The following is a 19177-nucleotide window of genomic DNA, read 5'->3' as shown; positions in this document are numbered from 1 at the left end:
GGGCAAAAAAGGAATCGTTAAAAGGAGGTGCTGAATAAATGCAGGATTGCATTTTCTGTAAAATTGCAAAAAAGGAAATTCCCAGTCAGGTTGTTTATGAAGATGAAAGAATTCTGGCTTTCAGGGACATAAGTCCTCTGGCCCCGGTACATGTGCTTATCATACCAAAGGAACACCTGATAAATGTTCTTGATCTCAATGAAAAGAATGTTGATTTAATTGGTCATATCCATCTGGTTGCCAACAAGCTGGCCCGGGAAGCGGGAATTGCCGAAAAAGGCTTTCGGATTGTGACAAACTGTAATGAGGAAGGCGGACAGATAGTTTTCCATATGCATTACCACCTCATTGGCGGTGAGGAACTGAAGAACTTTGCATAATTCGGGTGCAGCCGACTGCTTAAGTTGCCGGGCGTAGTTGACACCTTATTGAGGCATATAGTATAATTAAGAATGTGTAATTTTATGCCCTAACGATATGGCAATGGTCATAGAAATTATTGCAGACCGAATCCCGCATCATTGTCATCAGCGGAGGGAGGGAAAAAGATGGCGGAAATTAAAGTTGGAAAAAATGAAACATTGGACAGTGCTTTACGGCGTTTTAAGAGGTCCTGCCAAAAAGCCGGAGTTTTATCCGAAGTAAGAAGACGTGAACACTATGAGAAGCCAAGTGTAAAGCGGAAGAAGAAGTCTGAAGCAGCTAGGAAGAGAAGGTTCTGGTAATTAAAAGGAGGTTCCTATGTCTCTTAAACAGACGCTGACTGAAGACATGAAAGCCGCCATGAAAGCAAGGGAAAGCGGCAAGAAACGCCTGTCCGTTATCCGTATGGTAATTTCCTCCCTGAAGAATGCTGAGATTGACAAAAGAGCAGAGCTTTCCGAAGACGAGGTAATTGAAGTTCTGTCACGGGAAGTTAAGAAGCGGAAAGATGCCCGGGAAGAGTATGAAAGGGCCGGTCGTCAGGACATTGCTGACGGGCTCAGGGATGAAATTGATATTTTAATGAATTACCTTCCGGAACAGATGTCTGAGGCGGAAATCCGCAGACTGGTTAAGGAAGTGATAGATGAGGTTAAGCCGTCAGGGCCCAGGGAAATGGGTAAGGTTATGGGCAAACTTATGCCGGTGGTAAAAGGAAAGGCTGACGGTAAACTGGTTAACCTGATAGTAAAAGAAATGATTGGGTAGAAGCGAAAGAGAGTGATCCGAATGGATACACTCTCTTTTTTTGGTGCCCATTTTTGCACACTTTCCGGTCTGATTATGTAAAATAGCAGTAACAAATGCAAAAAAATGATTATTTTGGGAGTTATACAGAGGGTTTTCGGCAGCTATGTCGAATTAGACAGATATGGTAACATGCTCCAAAAAGGAGGAACGGCTATTGAGACAGAGGATTGCATCGGCATTTGCCGTGGTAACCATTATATCCGCTGCCTGGCTGATGTCAAGCTATGCCCAGGAGAGTTCTGCTGTTAACAGCCCCGGACCGGAAACCGGGAGAACACATATAATAATGGCTGTCCCTGTTGCCGTTAAAGATGAACCGTTACTTTTCAATGATCACAGCACAGATGAACGGGAGGAACAAACGGAAACCTCCGCTTCGGTTACTAATATTGCCATGAATACAGTGGTGGAAGGACAGGCATCCGCTGAGAAAAAGGAAGCCCAGACCGTAGTAGCCGTTCAGCCCAAAGCGGAGCCTGCACCTAAACCTGTGACCAAGCCGGTATCGAAGACAGTGACCAAGCCGGTATCTGAACCTGCAGTTAAGGCTCAGCCGGCTCCGGATACAGCTAAGAGCAGCCCACAGCCGGCACCGGCCCCTGATGCCGGACAGGAGGAAAAAGATCCTGCATCAAGGAGTGGTTCAGGACAGACTAAAATAGATAAAGTAATCAGTATTGCCAATTCCCTGAAAGGCACCCCATATGTCCGCGGGGGCTCAACACCCAAGGGATTTGACTGTTCAGGGTTTACCAGCTATGTTTTCAGGCTGGGAGCCGGTGTCAGCCTTCCAAGGACCAGTTCCGGCCAGGCCACAGTTGGTAAAGCGGTATCCAAGGATGAACTCCAAATTGGTGATATCGTTTATTTCAACACCAATGGCAAAAGTGTCAGCCATGTGGGCATCTATGTGGGAAATAACAGTTTTATTCATGCTTCTTATACAAAGGGGATAACTGTTACCAGTCTTTCCAACTCCTATTATGTCCCCAAGTATCTGGGTGCGCGCAGGGTACTTTAAAAGACCCAAAAGACTCTCTGGACGCTGAGAGTGATGTAATAGATCAGCTCGCTGTAAAAGCGAAAGGTACGGTAAAGGAAAAGCCAGGTGAACACACAGCGGTGTCCGTGAAATATTGGGCATCGTTTTCGTTGTGCAGCGACAGGGGGGGGGTCGCATTATAGAGGAATTTGTCAAATTAGCAGGAATTTACAACCATTTCAGCGAATAATTAATTTAGATAATTTAACTGCCATATTCAGGATGTGATTTCTGTGAGCAGGACTATTGACCCATGGAAGAAAAAATCAAATCTGCTGTTGCTGTCAAGGCTTGATGAGACAATCAGCATTTGTTACCGCCAGGGGCTCTATCTGAAGGCTGCCCAGGCTGCGGAAAAAGCGTGCCAAATAGCCGGAGAGACTTATGGTCCGGGCCACAGGTCTGCAGCTGTATATGCCGGTAATGCCGCCCGGATGAGGAAGGCTTATGAGGAAAACTGCCTGCATTCGATGAAGGAGAAGGAAGCGGCTTCCCCTAAAACGACAAGGGGTAAACGAAGGTTCAGGCCTGCTTTCGGGGTGGCTGCTGTGCTGGCTTTGGCGCTTTTTGTGACTGCGGGTTTTGCCCAGGGAGCAGCAAATGGTGCTGCTGAAATACCTCCTCCGGTTTATGCAGCAGTTTCAACTGCTGATGGGATGAATATGCCTTATTACAATATTGAAGCTGATTTTGACCCTGCTTCCCGGATGGTGGAGGGAACGGAAGAAGTTACTTTCATGTGCCGGGAAGCTGTGGAGGAAGTCAAATTCAACTTGTATATGAACCGCTACCGGGACAGCAGCCTGGATTCCTCCGAGATCAGGCGTTATGCCGTGCGGAACGGCCAGGATGCAGGTAATATTGAGATTGAGGATGTTACCTATAACGGGGAAACAGTTTATTTTGAAGTTAAGGGTGAGACCCTCAGCGTAGCGCCCGGAACCGGTGGTTTTTTACGCGGGGAACATAACCTGTTGATTAAATTCCGGGTAAAAATTCCCTATATCGCTGATCGCGTAGGCGGCAGTGAAAAGGGAATTTGGCTGGGAAACTGGCTGCCGGTGTTAAGCGCTGATAACCGCGAAAACAGGCCGACTGAGATTGGCGACCCCTTCGTTAATATGTCGTCAACTTATCAATTCCGGTTTTCGGTTCCTCAGGATTTTAACCTTATATTATGTAATGCCAATACTATACAGCAAGAAGGCGGTCGGAAAATATATACCGGTGTTCTGGAAAGGGTTCGCGATTTACCGGTGTTTTTGAATAGGGGATACCGGGAAGCCGTAACCAAAGAGGGAGAGATAGAGGTCCACTATTATTACTATTCACCTGACAGCCGTCCTGAGGCGGTTCTTGCCGCTGCCCGGAAGGCTCTGGCATTTTTTAATAAAAATGTGGGAAAATATCCGTGGCAGCAGCTAAATATTGTGGAAAATGACATGTTCTTAAATGGCATGGAATATTCCACGATGATACTAATCTCAAAAGGGACATCGAGGGGTAACCTGCCAAATACAGTCTTTCACGAGGTGGCCCACCAGTGGTTTTACAATATTGTAGGCAGTGACCAGTATAATGCCCCATATATCGATGAGGGTCTGGTGGAGTTTTTTACCGCTTATGCACAGAGCGGCCGAGTTCCCGGATATACCGGCGATACCGGGGGCCTTAACAGGAGCCTGGAAGGGTTCGGGTCATGGCAGGACTACCGGAATGTGCACTATCGGAATGGGCGGAAATTGTTTGAACAGCTTTATCTGCTGTTGGGAAAAAATGAGTTTGATAATTTCATTAAAGAATATTATGATAGATATAAGTTTGGCTTTGTTTCAGCCACAGAATTCCGGATGATACTGGATGGTAAACTCAGGGAAGACCAGGTGAGCCAGTTACTGGATTAATAATGCATACTTTTTTGACAGGGCAGGGGGAGAATATGGAGTTAGTACTGAATGGGGATCCTGCAGAATATACTGAGTATATCAGGGCCCATGGGGGCAACTTTCTGCAGACACTGGAGTGGGCCAAAGTAAAGGCTGACTGGAAAAATATTTATTTTGTGATTAGGGATAATGGTATTGTCAAGGGGGCCGGAAGCATCCTGATCAGGAGGCTCCCGGTTATCGGGAAGAATTTTATGTACTGTCCCCGGGGACCGGTACTGGACTATACTGACAAAGAAGTCCTCGGTTTTTTTACAGGCAAGATCAAGGAGATATCCCGCCGGTATAATGCCATTATGTTGAAGGTTGACCCTGATATCGAGGCAGCGGAAAAAAATAAGGTGGATAATCTCTTCGGCCTGGGGTATCGCAGAAAACCCCTGACCCTTAATTTTGAGGGTATCCAGCCCCGGTTTGTTTCCCGCCTGGACATTACGTCTGACCTGGAAGAAGTGATGGCAGGTTTTCACCACAAAACCAGGTATAACATCCGCCTGGCAGAACGCAAGGGGGTTAAGGTACGCATCGGCAGCAGGGAAGACCTGAAGGCATTTCATAGTATCATGGAAGTTACGGGTATGCGGGATAATTTTGTGGTCAGGAGCCTGGCATATTTTCAGAAGATGTACGACGAACTGGTTCCCCCCGGCTACATGAGGCTTTACATTGCCGAGTATGGGGACAAGGTGCTTTCGGGGGCTATTTCCCTTGCGTTCGGTGATAAGTGCTGGTATCTCTATGGCGCCAGCAGCAATGAACAGAGGAATTTGATGCCAAACTACCTGATGCAATGGGATATGATTAAATGGGCCAAGGAAGAAGGGTGCGACATTTATGATTTCCGGGGAATTTCCGGAGATATGGACCCTTCCAATCCACTATACGGGCTTTTCAGGTTTAAAAAAGGATTTAATGGCACCTTTACCGAGTTTGCCGGAGAATTTGACCTTGTGTTTGACCCGCTGATGTACAAACTGTGGGATGTGGGGATTCCGTTAGTTAAGAAGCTGCGTTCCAAAGTGATTATGGCTAAAAAGAAACTGCGGAAGTAGGGGATGAACTTGGAGAAATGGATGGAGATAGATCTTGGCAGGTTAAAGGATAATGTTCAGGCCCTGCGAAGTTATTTTGATGTACCCATAATGGCGGTAATAAAGCAGAACGCTTATGGATTGGGAGCCTTAGCGGTGGGGAACTTTCTGGAACAACAGGGGATACAATTTTTTGCTGTGACCACTGTTGCCGAGGGCGCTGAGCTGAGACAGGGCGGGATTAAGTCACCGATCCTGGTTTTTGCTCCCCTGTATCATGACTCCAAGCAGCTTGAGCAGCTGTGGGAATACCGCCTGATTCCTGCCGTTTATTCCCTGGAAGCCGCTGAAATCCTCAACGAACATGCCGTGAAAGCGGACAGGCCTATAGATGTCCATTTGAAAATTGATTCCGGTATGGGGAGAATGGGTTTCACTGCGGAAGAATTACTGTCAGCGGCACAGCGGCTTAAGGAACTGAATGGACTGGTGTATAAGGGTGTGTTTACACATTACAGCAATGCCTTTGAAAAGGAAATGGGCTATACAGCCGTACAGAGGGAGAATTTCCTCAATGTGGTGGCAGAACTTGAGAACCGGGGGCTGGCTATCCCCCTGAAATACAGCGCCAATTCCCTGGCAGCCCTGAAATTCCCGGCGACACATATGGATATGGTCAGCATCGGTTCTGCCTTCCTGGGTAACAGTACCGTTAATTCGGCTGTACCACTGAAGCGGGTATACCGCTGCCGGGTCAGGGTACTTCAGGTACGCAGCCTGCCGAAGGGGAGTTATGTCGGATACAGTAACACATACAGGACTCAGCAGACCACCAGAGCTGCCGTCCTGCCTATTGGGTATACGGACGGCTTCGGGGTTCAGAAAAAGAATGATGCCTTCAGGTTTGCTGATTACCTCAGGGAACAGTACCACCTGATAAAATCCTTCTTTCGCCCGGATAACATGGTATCCTTTGAGGGGAAACCCCTTAAGGTTATTGGGAAAACAAGTTTGCAGCTCACAGTTGTGGATATTGGCAGCCTGCCGGTAAAACCAGGTGATGTGGTTGATGTCAGTCTTAATCCGCTGTTTGCTTCGGCCCGCATGGAACGGATATATGTGGGTGTCGCAGCGGCTGGGGCGGATGTCGGGGGTGTGCCTGCAAGCGAGATTTATGCCGGGGTCAGGGAGGCTGCCGTCACCGGGACGACACAGAAGCAGGATTAGCGGAAACTGTGTTATATTGGGCATCACAATAGGAATAAACATGAAGAGATGAGCAGTGATTATACTGCTCCTTTTTGTTAACGTATAGAAAGGCATCTCTGAGGTGGAATTTTCATATAATAAATTAATTATTACGCATTGATCTCTGGTAAGTTGAGTGATATTTAACAAAAATATCCAGTGTCTTTCTACAAAAAGAAGGATTTTGGATGCCCGTTGTCTAATTAATAATAGAATTTTGTGATTTGATGAAAGCATGGTGTACATTTAACTTAAAAAATTAAATGTGTTATGGAGGAGAACATTATGTGTCTTGTTCTGCAATCAGAGGTTATTCTTGCCAATGTTTTATCACAGGTGGATCAGCAATGCGGGGTTGACAGAAATGAACTAGTGAAGTACTGCGAAGAAGTAAAGAGTGAGCTGGCAAAACTTCCTAGCATGGAATCAGAATATGTATATTTCGATGTGGATGAGCAATCTATCAGAAATGCGGTAAAAATATACCAAACCTTTTTTGCTCAATTTGGAAATAAAATTTTTGGATGCAAAAAAATCAATGTCGATTATTTTAATTCGAGATTTAATCCGGAAGTTTCCGATACCCTTAAGAAAAGTGCGGCGATTTTTATTTCTTCGTGTGCAAAGTGAGTTTTTTGCCGCTAACTAGGGAAGAATTTGTATTTCAAACGACAAGTATTTTTTTTTGACTTTCTATATGGATGATTTTGGGTGTTTATCCTATTTATGATAACAATTTATAAGAATATGCAAAATGGAGAAACGCTATGATCAGATGGAAATATAAAATTCTTAGAGACAATGTTCATGGTTACATCCAGGTTCCTAAACCTTTTATCGAGGAAATTGTCGACACGGGCCTTTTTCAGAGATTAAGATATATTGAACAGACCGGTATGCGAACTTTATATCCTTCTGCCCGACATGACAGATTTATCCATTCCTTGGGAACATTCCACCTCGGAGTTAAGGCATTTGAGGCATTTAGAGGGAATGTTAAAATGTATTATTCTGATAAAGGCGAAGATAGAAATCATTATTTTGTTTTCACCGATAAAGAGGAAAATGAAAATTTTTGGGACAAATGTGGGGTGCTTTTTTCTATTGCCTGCTTGATTCATGACTGTGGGCATTCACCGTTTTCCCATACCCTCGAATATTTATATGACATTTACGTTACTAAGGATGATTCTGAAACATTAAATGATAAGTTGCTAAAGGAATATAACAGTTCTAGTTTTCGTAATGATTTTGATGGGATTGGGAAACCTCATGAGCGGATGAGTGCTTTGTTGGCGAAGACCGAATTTGGAACATCAGTAAAAAAGATAATCCAAGATGAATTTAATGATTATGTGGATTATGATCTGGAATTTATTGCCCGCGCTATTATCGGCTGTAAGTACAAAAACATTGAAAGCAGAGAAAATCAGATAAAAAACTGCATAATTCAATTACTTAACTCTCAATCCATTGATGTTGACGGGTTAGATTACATCGTTAGAGATGCCAGATTATCTGGGGTGGACAATGCTGCATTAGATGTCGATCGGTTGCTTAGCTCTTTAACTATAGTTGAAAAAACCCATTTTAGCAACTGTACGTTAAGCGATGAGCTTTTTGACAACCCAATTTTAGATGGGCTGTTGGTAGGAAAGGTAACTGGCACAATATTAGGTGATATTATAGCTGATAATTTCAGAGGTAGTATTAAAGGACATATTTATCTTAACGGCAAGGCTAGAATCAAGAACTCCATGAAGGCAATTGATGGATATGTAAAAATGGGTGGATATGACTTAGAGGGTCTTCAGTCAACAAAAGAAGTCGTGCCAGTTGAAATTAATGCAAACCTTACAGAGAATCTTATATTGGAAACTGGTAATTTTAGGTGCCAAAAAAATATTGGGATTTCTGGTGATAACGATGCTAAGATACAGATGCCTTCTATTTATCTAAATGGCCGTATTACCGGACAGTTTAGCGGAGAAGTTTTGGGTCATTTTAAGTGTGAAAACAGTAGAGTGGAAGTGGTCCTGGCTTTTCACAAGAATTCACTCAGCGTCTTACGAAATGTGATTTATTCCAGAAATTACGAATATTTATGGATTTATGCGCATCACAAGGTAGTCTATTATTCTAACTATCTGTTGATAGAATTACTACGTATTTCAGCGAAATATCTTATTAATGCCGGTGAGAACATCCGTACGGATAGAGTTCTTACAAATATGCTGTCCATGCTTGAACCAATCGAATATAATGGTCATATATTTTTCCGTACAACCGATTATGATATTATAGCTCTTTTTAAAGAGTGTTACCTTAATGCTGATAGTTGTCCCAATTCTTTTCAGTTAAAAAAAATCTATAAAGAGTTTTTTACTAGAAATTACAAAAAGAGTGTTTGGAAATCATATGCAGAGTATAATTTGTTTTTTAGGGATTGGACTGTTGGTGAGAAAGAGGCTCTTCTTGCTGTTCTTAAAGATAACATGGAATTGAAGGGAAATACGAACTTCGGCTATTTTGTGAATGATTGGCCAGAGGAGTTTAAAAAATATGGAATGGACGATGTTGTTTGGGTTAGTGCAGAGGTGAAGATGAAGGATTTTGATATTGATAATACTTTCATACTTTTAAAGGACAAGCCGATGAGATTGAAGGATGTTTCTACAGATCAGGATTTAAATTATTCAGAAACAATCCCGCTTTTTTATTTGTATTATTCTGCCGAAGAGCCAATAAGTAAAACGAATCGGGAAAAATTGATTTCCTTCTTAAAGGCGAAGGCGAGGGAAAAGGAAAAAGTGAGCTAATGAAGGCATGTGCAGTGGTCAGATAAATAATGGGAAATTAGTTTAATCGAGACATAGAAGACCACGGGATTTGCCCGTGGTTTTCTATATATAAAATATTACTCAACCTTTTTTAGCACATAATAGTATGGTTTCTTACCGCCAAATATGTAATCTCTGTTTTTCCATTCAAAAAACATATAAGTTGTTCCGTCGATTTCTTTTATTTCACATTTGCTTGCTGTTTCTTCTGTTTTATTGATGATTAAGCCTTTAGTCCATGATACTGAAGGATTTGAGTATTTTTCTGATGTTGTTGTTACAGTCAGCTCACCATTTTCCTCAAAAACTAATTCATTTAGGAACAGGTCTGGCAGCCAACTTTTTGTTCCCGGTTTAAAATCACCAACAGCTTCAACAAAATCTACGCTTTTCCATTGACCGAGCATATTGGTGTCATTGATAAAGGGATAGTCTGTCTTATCTTCATTGCGTGCAATTATATAATTTGAATAATCATCACTGTCTACTTTCTTTAATACATAATAGGAAGGCTTTATGTGGAAAAAAATGTATTCCCCGGCTTTCCATTCAAAAAACATATAGGTAGTTCCATTAATCTCTTTTAGCTCACATTTACTGGCTGTTTGTTCTTGTTTATCTAATATCATGTCTTTTGTCCATGTGAAGGCAGTATAGGTTAAAGGTCCATTTTCAGTTGAAAAGAGCATTTTACCTTCTTTAATAAACACCAAAGACCCAAGAAATAAATCACCTTTAACCTGTTTCTTTTCAGGGTTAAAAGTTTCAACTTCATCAATGTAATCCACTGTTTCCCATTTCCCGATTAGCCTAACATCGCTGACGAAAGGGTAGTCGGTTTTGTCAACGTTTCTGAAAACAGTGAAACTGACAAATCCGGCTGAAAACAATGTGAAAAGACTTATTAATGCAATCGCTACAGACCTTTTTAGCCCTAATGGTTTTTTCCCCTTTTTTAGTCGTTTATTCCAGACAGATTCAAACGGGACAGATGTAGATTGATTCTGTAAAGCATTTTCTAATATTGCTCCAATACTGAGATCAGGTTGTTTCATAAAGTTCTCCTCCATTCTTAAGAAAACTGAATTCATTTTGTGGAAGGTTTTTTCTTAAAGTGTTAAGGGCATAGTTTAGCCTGGACTTGCAGGTCCCCAATGGAATACCCATAGAATCCGCCACTTCCTGAAGTTTTAGGCCGAAGTAGAAGTGAAGGATTATTACTTCACGGCTCTTAACCCCTAATCTGTTGATCTCTGTCCACAGCAGTTTTTCTTCTTCGCTTTTCCACACAGCGTTTTCCACTAAATTATAATTTCCTCTTTCGGGAAGGCGGTTAAAGAACTTCAGCCATTTTTGTTTACGCAGCATGTTACGGGTTATATTCAGGGTAATTTTATAAATCCAGGGGTGTATCGGTTTTGAAGAATCATATGTATAATATTTCCGGAACACTTGAATGAATGTATCTTGAGTTATATCATCGGCGAGTTCTTTTGACTTTGTAAGCACTAGAGCTAATCTGTAAACCGAGTTTGAAAACTCCTTGAAAAGCTTTTCCGCACAACTTTTAGATATCTCTTCTTCCAATATTGGTCCTCCTTTCAATTAAATTCATAATATATACACTTCCAAGTGAAAAATGGTTCGATGAAAGACAGTTTTTTAATCCAATATTATACCTCGATGCCTTATAAGTCCAGTGTTCCCAGGTCTTTCCGTATAGTGTGAGTTCCGAAATTCTCAATGACATTGACCCCCTGAGGTTTTTATCTTTCGGGGCTCTTCTTTTCCGGTGTAAAGGAACCCTTTTCAGGTAATTTTTGTCCCACCGGCGGCATACATTTATTTAAGAGACAAGGGGGGGTTAGATGTCCTGGCGTGACCGGAAAAAACAAATTCAACAACAGGTGGCCAATGTGTTTGACATTCCCCGGGACCTGATGATGGACCTGCCCAAGGTAGTCCTGGTGGGAGATGTTCAGGTTCTCATAGAAAATCACCGGGGGATTATGGTCTATACCCCTGAAACGGTAAAGGTCAGTACAACTATTGGGGACCTTGCTGTTACAGGGACAGACCTGACACTGAAAAACATTCTGCCTGACGAGATCATGGTTGAAGGGCGAATTAAATCCGTAATATTTACGGACTAGGAGGCATCGGAAGAGTGCTGGCGCGATTGTGGTCTTTTATTACGGGATATGTATCATTGGTGGTTGAAGGTAAAAATCTTGAAAAATTAATAAATATGGCGGTAAGCCGGGGATTATATCTTTGGGATGTAAAATTGATTGAACCCGGAAAAGCCAGGGTTAAGCTCAGGTTAAACGGAATCTGGGCTTTGCGGCACATCGGACGCCGGACCGGCTGCCGTTTCAGGATAGTCGGCAGGGGTGGGGTCCCTTTTCGGATTGCCGGGATGAAAAAGAGAAAGGTGTTGCTGGCCGGAGCCGTTCTGTCAGCCCTGGTGATTTATCTGCTATCGTCTTTTATCTGGTTTGTGGAGATTAAGGGAAATAAAATCATTCCCCGGGAGAGGCTGCTGAAGACGGCGGAAGAAGCCGGTCTGTCGATGGGAACACTGAAGACGGGGCTTGATAAGGACGGGGTTGAAAAGCACCTCAGAAATGAAATACCCGAAGTTTCATGGGTTGGTATCAAGATTACCGGTACTAGGGCGGTAATAGAGATTGCCGAGAAGGTCCTCGTACCTCCGGCAGATAATTCGCCGGCAAATGTTGTGGCCCGTAAAGACGGTCTTATCCAGGAAATCCTCGTTCTCAGGGGGAAAGCGGCAGTTGTTGAAGGGGACATGGTAAAGAAAGGTGATATCCTGATTACCGGGGTAATTATACCTGAACCTGAGCCGGAAGCTGAGAATGACAGTGAACCGAATGATGAGGAGGATCAGCCTCCTGTGCCTGTTGAACTGGTAAGGGCCAGGGGGATTGTGCGGGCAAAGGTTTGGTATGAAGGCTATGGAGAGTGTCTGCTTGTTAATGCCGGGACCCGCAGAACCGGCCAAAAAGTACAGGTACTCAGCATCAGGGCTTTGAACAAAGATTTTTTGATTAAAGGTCCCAGGTCAATACCATTTCAATCCTATGTTACAGACACAAATGTTAAAAGAATTCCTGCTTGGAGGAATCTCAGCATTCCTGTCGAATTAATTACAATGAATTATTATGAAGTTGAAAGTTACCGTGATATAATAGGCATAACTCAGGCCAAGAAAGCTGCCCGGGAAAGGGCGCTTGCTAACGTAAAAGCTAAACTGCCTTCTGATGCCAGAATACTGAGAGAGATTTTTGAAGAGATTCCGGCCCGCGGAAGCAATGTGGTCAGGGTCAAACAGGTTCTGGAGACCATTGAGGATATTGGCGGTACAGAAACCCTGACAGAAGAACAGCAGCAGTTGAATTAGATCATACTACAATACCGGGAGGTCTCATAATTCTTGATTGTTAAGTCTGAAAAGAAGATTCCGTTGCAGAAGCTTGAAGATGCGGTCAATGTTTTTGGCAATCATGACGAGAATCTGCATTTTATCGAAAACGACCTGGGTGTGCAGATTGTGGTCAGGGATGGCCATCTCGTTGTTTCCGGTGAGATGGAGCGGGTTGAACAGAGTACAGGGGTTTTAAATCAGTTGATCGAACTAAGCGCATTGGGGAACCAAATAACCCTCAGGGAAGTCCAATACAGTATAAAGCTGGTAAAGGATGGTCATGGTGAGAAAATTGGTGATCTGGCTTCAGATGTCATTGCGGTGACTTTCCGGGGGAAACTGGTAAAGCCCAAGACTCACGGGCAAAAGAGATATGTAGATGCTATTGCCGAAAATGATATAGTTTTTGGGATCGGACCTGCAGGAACAGGGAAGACTTACCTGGCAGTTGCTATGGCTGCAAAAGCGCTGAAAGAAAAGGCAATCAACCGGCTGATAATTACCAGGCCCGCGGTGGAGGCAGGGGAAAAGCTGGGGTTTCTGCCGGGGGATCTGCAGGAAAAAGTCAATCCTTACCTGAGACCACTATATGACAGTCTCTATGATATCTTGGGTACTGATAAGACCCAGAAACTGCTGGAGAAAAACATAATTGAAATTGCTCCTCTGGCATATATGAGAGGACGCACCCTTGATGATGCTTTTATAATCCTGGACGAGGCCCAGAATACCACACCTGAACAGATGAAGATGTTCTTGACCCGTATTGGATTCGGGTCCAAGGCGGTTATCACAGGTGATGTTACTCAGGTTGACCTTCCCAGAGGCCAGTATTCCGGACTTTTGGAAGCACGAAAAACCCTTGGCGGGATTGAGGGGATTTCTTTTCAGCAGTTGAGCGGGGCAGATGTTATGAGACACCAACTGGTACAGAAGATTATTGCCGCTTACGAGAAGGCAGAACAGGAAAAGGAGACTGAGAAGTCAAACAAATCTTTGAGTTAAATTGGGAGTGACATGAATGGCACTCGTTATCAGAGACCTGGCATCTTTTTTATGGAAAAAACTGGTGCCGGCTTTAAAGAATACAACAACTAAGCGCCTATTAATTGGAACCGGGTTTTTCATTAGTGTTACAGCTATTCTTTCGATGAACTTTTTGCCGGAAAGAATTGATATTAACGTTGGACAACCTTTTGCCCAGAAAAACCCCATTTTTGCCAACAGGACCATAGAGTTCGAGGATAAAATCAAGACCTCCGAAGCAAAGCGAAGAGCCGCTGAGGCTGTTGGCAAGGTGCATGAGGAGGACCCGGGCGCCCTTGATGAAACAATTGCCGATATTAATAATATTATGAACAAAGTTAAGGCCGTCAGCGGGAATCAGGAAATGACTCCTGAGAACAAGGTGGCTCAGCTGAAAACTGACATTCCCTTCATCCTGCCTGAGGGTGTCTATTCAAGCCTTGCCAAGTATGAAAGCCCAACGGTTCAGGGCCTTGATATAAAAACCCGGGAGATTGTTACAGCTGCCTATAACAAGGGGATTCCTGAAGAAAACATCAGCCAGATAAAGTCATCCATCCTGGAACAGGATGTGGCTGCCGTTAATCTCCCCGAAGATGCCAAGACCTTTATGGGTGCACTGATAGACTATACCCTGAGGCCGAATTTTATTTATAATGCCGAAGAAACCCAGCGGAAAAAGGAAGCAGCTATGGAAGCGGTTGCTCCGGTAAGGGTTGTAGTCCAGAACAACGAAAAGATTGTCGGCCAGGGTGATATTGTAACAGCAGAGCATATTCAGAAGCTTGAAGCTTTGGGGTTATTGAAAGCGCCTGTGCCCGTCAGCGCTGTACTGGGAATTGCTATGATGGTTGCCATCGCCATGGCAGTAGTCATGGTATACCTTTACCAGAATCACAGTAACATTTACCTTAACGAAGGCTTTTTGCTCCTGATAGCCCTTATCGTTATCTGTGAACTGCTGTTGGCAAAAACGGTAATGGCAATTCAGATTAGTTCCGGTTGGGCGGATATGCTCGGGTACATGATACCGGTTGCCGCAGCCAGCATGCTGCTGGCCATTCTCCTGGACACCAGGCTGGCTCTGTTGGCGACGGCTGTGCTGAGCGGGATGGTCGGGGTAATCACCGGGAGCGAACTGCGTTTTGCCCTTGTGGGGATGATTTCCGGGCTGGTTGCCGTCTATAGTGTCTCCAGACTCAGCCAGCGTTCCGATATGGCTAAAGCGGGGCTGGTTTATGTCAGCTCGGCAAATATCCTGGCAATTATATCTGTAGAGCTGGTAACCAGGGGAGTTGATTCAACATCCCTGGCTATTGGAGTGCTGTTTGGCCTTTTAAACGGAATTTTTTCAGCAGTCCTGACTATCGGGGTCCTGCCATACCTGGAAAGCGCTTTTGGGATCACCTCATCAGTCAAGCTGCTGGAGCTTGCCAATCCGGGACAGCCCCTGTTAAAGCAACTGCTTATGGAAGCGCCCGGTACATATCACCACAGCATACTTGTCGGCAACCTGGCAGAAGCTGCGGCTGATGCCGTAGGTGGTGATTCACTGCTGGTCAGGGTGGGTTCTTATTATCACGATATCGGGAAACTGCGCCGCCCGTATTTCTTTATTGAGAACCAGTTATCAAGTGAAAACCCGCATGATAAGCTTACTCCTAACCTTAGTACTCTGATTATTACTTCACATACAAAAGATGGCGCTGAAATTGCCGGTGAATATAAATTACCCAGAATGGTCATTGACATCATTGAACAACACCACGGCACAAGTCTGGTAAGTTTCTTTTTCCACCGGGCTCTCGAAAACGACAAAAATGAGAAAACGGTAAATGAGGAGGATTTCCGGTATGAGGGGCCTAAGCCGCAGAACAAGGAGGCCGCACTGGTTATGATGGCGGATTCTGTGGAAGCAGCGGTAAGGGCTCTGCAGAAACCGACCCCAGGCAGGATTGAAGGACTGGTCCGCAGGGTTATTAAGGAAAAGCTGCTTGATGGGCAGTTAGATGAATGTGACCTGACATTTAAGGATTTGGATATTATTGCAGGGGCTTTTGTACGAGTGTTGTCGGGAATTTTCCACACCCGGGTAGAATACCCGGAAACAGTGATTAAGGAAATCGAAAGGAGAAAAGCCAGAGATGCCAGTATTCGTAAACAATCTTCAGGAAAAAGTGCCGGTGACCAACAAGCTACTTGATGCTATGGAAATGGTTGCGGCGACTTCACTTAAAGTTGAGGGCCGAGAGGACGACCCTGAAGTCACCATTGCTTTTGTTGATGATGCGTATATCAAGGAACTTAATTATAAATTTCGCCATAAGGGCGATGCCACCGATGTACTCTCTTTTCCAATGGAGGAGGCCGGTGAAGGGGAGCCTGTGATTAACGGGGAGGATGAGATTAACGGGGAGTCTGAGAATATCCTGGGAGATATTGTGATTTCGATGGAAATGGCACAGCGTCAGGCTGAAGAGTACGGACACGACCTGATGAGGGAGATGGCCTTTTTGGCGACACATGGTATGTTTCACCTCTTGGGCTATGATCATGATAACGAAGACAGGCGCAGGATTATGAGGGAGCGTGAGGAAAAGGTTCTTTCACTGGTGAATATCACACGATAATATATCAAAGAGGGGTGGATAATGAATAAAGCCACCCTGTTAACTTTCTTGGGGGTGTTTTAGTATAAGGCTTATGTCTTGGGTGAAAAAGCAAACAGTATTTATCCTGCTGATACTGGGTACCTGTCTGTTAATATTTTCAGGCTGCTCCGGACCTGGGTCCGGAAATGACGATGGCAGGGATACTGTCAACAGTTCGGGATATAGTCAAAGAGAGGGCAAGCTTAAGGTTCCTGAACCACTGCCCAGAACAGTCCGCTGTCCGCTTTCAGGTGACATGGTTCCTGAAGGTACTACCGACAGGCGGCCCCTGGCGGTAATGATAGAAAATGCCCCTGCTGCCAGACCGCAGTCAGGGCTGGACAAGGCAGACATAATCTACGAGATTTTGGCTGAAGGCGAGATTACAAGGTTTCTGGCAGTCTATCTGCATGGTGACACCAGTGAACTGGGGCCTGTCCGCAGCGCCAGACCGTATTACATAGAGCGCATGTTCGAGTATAATGCAATATACGCCTATTGCGGCGGCAGTGAGGATGCCAAAAAGATGGTTCGGGTTCAGGGGGTTGCTTCCCTGGATGAATTTGGGGTTGGCCGGCAGGCTTACTGGAGAATAAAAGAACGCCAGGCTCCACATAATCTCTATACCGATACGGAAAAACTGAGACAAGTGGGGGAAAAAAGAGGTTATGAAAAAACCGTGGCACTCCCCGGATTCAGTTTTTTGGGTGAGGGTGAAGAGAATCCCGGCGGGATTTCAGCAGATAAAGTAATAATCAATTACCTTAAGAGCTACAGCGTTGTCCGGTGGGATTATGATACCGGAACCGGACTCTACCTCAGGAGTAATGGCGGAAAAGCCCACAGGGATGCGGTTACCGGCAGGCAGCTTACCGGGGCAAATATTATAATCCAATATGCAAAAACAAGAATAATAGACAACGAAGGCCGCAGGGACATAGAAATGGTGGGAAGCGGCAGGGCGCTCCTGCTGACCGGCGGCCAGGTATATACCGGAAAGTGGTCCAAAAGAGGGATGCGCTCTCAGACATTCTTTTATGACGAGAACGGTGCGGAATGGAAGCTGAATCCGGGACAGACCTGGATTGAGGTTGTGCCCGCGACCCTCAAAATTGAGTATTAGGCACAAGTGTTTAGCGCTTACAGTTGAGGATGAGCTGTAATTGTTCAGGATTGAGAGAAGGTGGATGAATTGGCTATTGAAATAACGAGGGATGAAATCGATATGCTGCTGGCTGAAGCCAGAGCAGTACGGGAAAATGCCTATGCCCCGTATTCCCGGTTTAAAGTGGGTGCGGCGCTGCTGGGCAGTGATGGGACAGTCTATACAGGGTGTAATGTGGAAAATGTCTCTTACGGGCTCACCAACTGTGCCGAAAGGACAGCTCTTTTTAAGGCGGTTTCCCAGGGGCAAAAGGATTTTAAAGCTATAGCCATATTTGCCGATACTGAGGATTTTTGCACTCCCTGCGGCGGCTGCCGGCAGGTAATGGCTGAGTTTGGCAACCTGCTGGTAATCCAGTTTAATAAGCGCGGGGATTATGTTATCAATACAGTGGCAGAATTGCTTCCGGGCAGTTTTCATGCCGGGATTTTGGGAAAGGAGACGGTAGAATGAATACCAAAGTGGGATTCAAATCCGGGTTCATAGCTTTGGTGGGCAGGCCCAATGTGGGGAAATCCACCCTGATGAACCGCATGGTTGGCCGGAAACTGGCCATCATGTCTGACAAGCCCCAGACAACCAGAAATAAGATTACGGCAATCCTGACAACTGATGAGGCTCAGTTGGTATTTATTGATACTCCGGGTATCCATAAACCAAAACATAAGCTGGGTGAATATATGGTAAAAGTGGCCCGGAATGCTCTGAAGGAAGTTGATGTTATTTTATTCCTGATTGAAGCCTCAGAAAAAGAGATTGGGCCTGGTGACCTTTATATCAAAGATGTTCTCGGCCAGACAAAAACACCGGTAATATTGGTAATAAATAAGACTGACCTGGTAAAACGAGATGATCTCTTTCCCCTGATAGATAAGTACCGCAGCATCATGGAATTCCGTGAGGTAGTCCCGGTTTCCGCCCTTGAAGGGGACAATGTGGATACTCTCATCAAACTGGTATCAGGATTGCTTCCCGAAGGGCCGATGTATTATCCGGATGGTATGGTGACAGACCAGCCGGAACAGGCCATAATCCGGGAGATAATTCGGGAAAAGGTGCTCCACCTTACCAGGGAAGAGATTCCGCATTCGGTTGCTGTTGAAATAGAGGAAATTGTACCGCGAGATAATGATCTGATTTATGTAAGGGCAGTTATTTTTACGGAAAAAGAATCACAAAAGGGAATAGTTGTCGGCAAGAATGGCACAATGCTGAAAAAGGTCGGGGGGATGGCTCGGGAAGACATAGAGAATCTTCTTGGCTCAAAGGTTTATCTGGACCTGTGGGTAAAGGTCAAGAAAGACTGGAGAAATAAAGACAGCATCCTCCGGAACCTGGGCTATGAATTCAAGGATAGATGAAATTGTCCTATTGTGAAAGGCCTAAGTGAAAAGTGTGCAAATAATTCCTCGTGAAACAAAAACTCAGCCGGTATCCGCTCCCGCTTCGCGGATTGCGGACCGGCAGACGTTTTAATCGTTTCACTGAGGAAAACATTTGCACACTTTTCTTTAATAAACAAGAACTTTTTGCAAAACGCTATAGCT

The 19177-nt window shown here is 44.6% G+C and carries 19 protein-coding genes; 17 read left to right on the top strand and 2 right to left on the bottom strand.

Translation table 11 applies throughout. The features are described from left to right. Positions 1 to 38: 38 nt before the first annotated feature. From Ga0451573_RS03970 to Ga0451573_RS03930, 9 genes are all read left to right on the top strand, one after another. On the top strand, positions 39 to 380 hold the full coding sequence (locus tag Ga0451573_RS03970; protein WP_231682576.1) for a histidine triad nucleotide-binding protein: 342 nt from the start codon (positions 39 to 41) through the stop codon (positions 378 to 380). 168 nt (positions 381 to 548) lie between these two features. Then, positions 549 to 725 (top strand): 30S ribosomal protein S21, encoded by a 177-nt coding sequence (gene rpsU / locus Ga0451573_RS03965; RefSeq protein ID WP_231682575.1) that lies wholly within the window; start codon positions 549 to 551, stop codon positions 723 to 725. Positions 726 to 741: 16 nt separating this feature from the next. Beyond that, positions 742 to 1191 (top strand): GatB/YqeY domain-containing protein, encoded by a 450-nt coding sequence (locus Ga0451573_RS03960; RefSeq protein ID WP_231682574.1) that lies wholly within the window; start codon positions 742 to 744, stop codon positions 1189 to 1191. 196 nt (positions 1192 to 1387) lie between these two features. Beyond that, entirely contained in the window at positions 1388 to 2254 is an 867-nt protein-coding gene (locus tag Ga0451573_RS03955) for a C40 family peptidase (RefSeq protein WP_231682573.1), read from the top strand. A gap of 254 nt (positions 2255 to 2508) precedes the next feature. After that, the gene (locus Ga0451573_RS19990) at positions 2509 to 4179 is read left to right on the top strand and encodes a M1 family aminopeptidase (protein WP_231682572.1); all 1671 of its coding nucleotides are present in this window, start codon (positions 2509 to 2511) and stop codon (positions 4177 to 4179) included. Positions 4180 to 4214: 35 nt separating this feature from the next. Further along, positions 4215 to 5273 carry a lipid II:glycine glycyltransferase FemX gene (locus Ga0451573_RS03945; protein WP_231682571.1) on the top strand — a complete coding sequence of 353 codons (1059 nt, stop codon included), beginning with the start codon at positions 4215 to 4217 and terminating at the stop codon, positions 5271 to 5273. A gap of 3 nt (positions 5274 to 5276) precedes the next feature. Continuing rightward, positions 5277 to 6479: an alanine racemase gene (gene alr, locus Ga0451573_RS03940; protein WP_231682570.1), complete on the top strand. Its 1203-nt coding sequence runs from the start codon at positions 5277 to 5279 to the stop codon at positions 6477 to 6479. A 306-nt stretch (positions 6480 to 6785) separates the two neighbouring features. Beyond that, a complete protein-coding gene (locus Ga0451573_RS03935) occupies positions 6786 to 7130 on the top strand; it encodes a hypothetical protein (RefSeq protein WP_231682569.1) in 345 nt (114 codons plus the stop codon). A 137-nt stretch (positions 7131 to 7267) separates the two neighbouring features. Beyond that, positions 7268 to 9319 carry an HD domain-containing protein gene (locus tag Ga0451573_RS03930; RefSeq protein WP_231682568.1) on the top strand — a complete coding sequence of 684 codons (2052 nt, stop codon included), beginning with the start codon at positions 7268 to 7270 and terminating at the stop codon, positions 9317 to 9319. Positions 9320 to 9417: 98 nt separating this feature from the next. On the opposite strand, the gene Ga0451573_RS03925 is transcribed toward Ga0451573_RS03930, so the two are convergent. Then, positions 9418 to 10395 carry a hypothetical protein gene (locus Ga0451573_RS03925; protein WP_231682567.1) on the bottom strand — a complete coding sequence of 326 codons (978 nt, stop codon included), beginning with the start codon at positions 10393 to 10395 and terminating at the stop codon, positions 9418 to 9420. Beyond that, entirely contained in the window at positions 10382 to 10927 is a 546-nt protein-coding gene (locus Ga0451573_RS03920; RefSeq protein ID WP_231682566.1) for an RNA polymerase sigma factor, read from the bottom strand. Before Ga0451573_RS03920 ends, Ga0451573_RS03925 begins: the two co-directional genes overlap by 14 nt. A 281-nt stretch (positions 10928 to 11208) precedes the next feature. On the opposite strand from Ga0451573_RS03920, the gene yqfC reads away from it, so the two are divergent. From yqfC to era, 8 genes are all read left to right on the top strand, one after another. Beyond that, complete coding sequence (yqfC, locus tag Ga0451573_RS03915; RefSeq protein WP_231682565.1) at positions 11209 to 11493, top strand: sporulation protein YqfC; 285 nt, start codon at positions 11209 to 11211, stop codon at positions 11491 to 11493. A 14-nt stretch (positions 11494 to 11507) separates the two neighbouring features. Then, complete coding sequence (yqfD, locus tag Ga0451573_RS03910; RefSeq protein WP_231682564.1) at positions 11508 to 12764, top strand: sporulation protein YqfD; 1257 nt, start codon at positions 11508 to 11510, stop codon at positions 12762 to 12764. Positions 12765 to 12797: 33 nt separating this feature from the next. Continuing rightward, on the top strand, positions 12798 to 13793 hold the full coding sequence (locus Ga0451573_RS03905; RefSeq protein ID WP_231682563.1) for a PhoH family protein: 996 nt from the start codon (positions 12798 to 12800) through the stop codon (positions 13791 to 13793). Positions 13794 to 13809: 16 nt separating this feature from the next. Beyond that, complete coding sequence (locus Ga0451573_RS03900; protein ID WP_231682562.1) at positions 13810 to 16017, top strand: HD family phosphohydrolase; 2208 nt, start codon at positions 13810 to 13812, stop codon at positions 16015 to 16017. After that, positions 15959 to 16444 carry an rRNA maturation RNase YbeY gene (gene ybeY / locus Ga0451573_RS03895; protein WP_231682561.1) on the top strand — a complete coding sequence of 162 codons (486 nt, stop codon included), beginning with the start codon at positions 15959 to 15961 and terminating at the stop codon, positions 16442 to 16444. The genes Ga0451573_RS03900 and ybeY overlap by 59 nt, the downstream gene beginning before the upstream one ends. Positions 16445 to 16526: 82 nt before the next feature. Further along, complete coding sequence (locus Ga0451573_RS03890) at positions 16527 to 17588, top strand: DUF3048 domain-containing protein (RefSeq protein ID WP_231682560.1); 1062 nt, start codon at positions 16527 to 16529, stop codon at positions 17586 to 17588. A 60-nt stretch (positions 17589 to 17648) separates the two neighbouring features. After that, the gene (locus Ga0451573_RS03885) at positions 17649 to 18083 is read left to right on the top strand and encodes a cytidine deaminase (RefSeq protein WP_435052282.1); all 435 of its coding nucleotides are present in this window, start codon (positions 17649 to 17651) and stop codon (positions 18081 to 18083) included. Further along, positions 18080 to 18991: a GTPase Era gene (era, locus tag Ga0451573_RS03880; protein ID WP_231682559.1), complete on the top strand. Its 912-nt coding sequence runs from the start codon at positions 18080 to 18082 to the stop codon at positions 18989 to 18991. Before Ga0451573_RS03885 ends, era begins: the two co-directional genes overlap by 4 nt. The last annotated feature ends 186 nt before the right edge of the window (positions 18992 to 19177 follow it).

Source organism: Phosphitispora fastidiosa, from assembly GCF_019008365.1.
Classification (GTDB): domain Bacteria; phylum Bacillota; class Thermincolia; order Thermincolales; family UBA2595; genus Phosphitispora; species Phosphitispora fastidiosa.
Note: the sequence above shows the minus strand (reverse complement) of the source record. Positions and strands in the feature narration are given on the sequence as shown.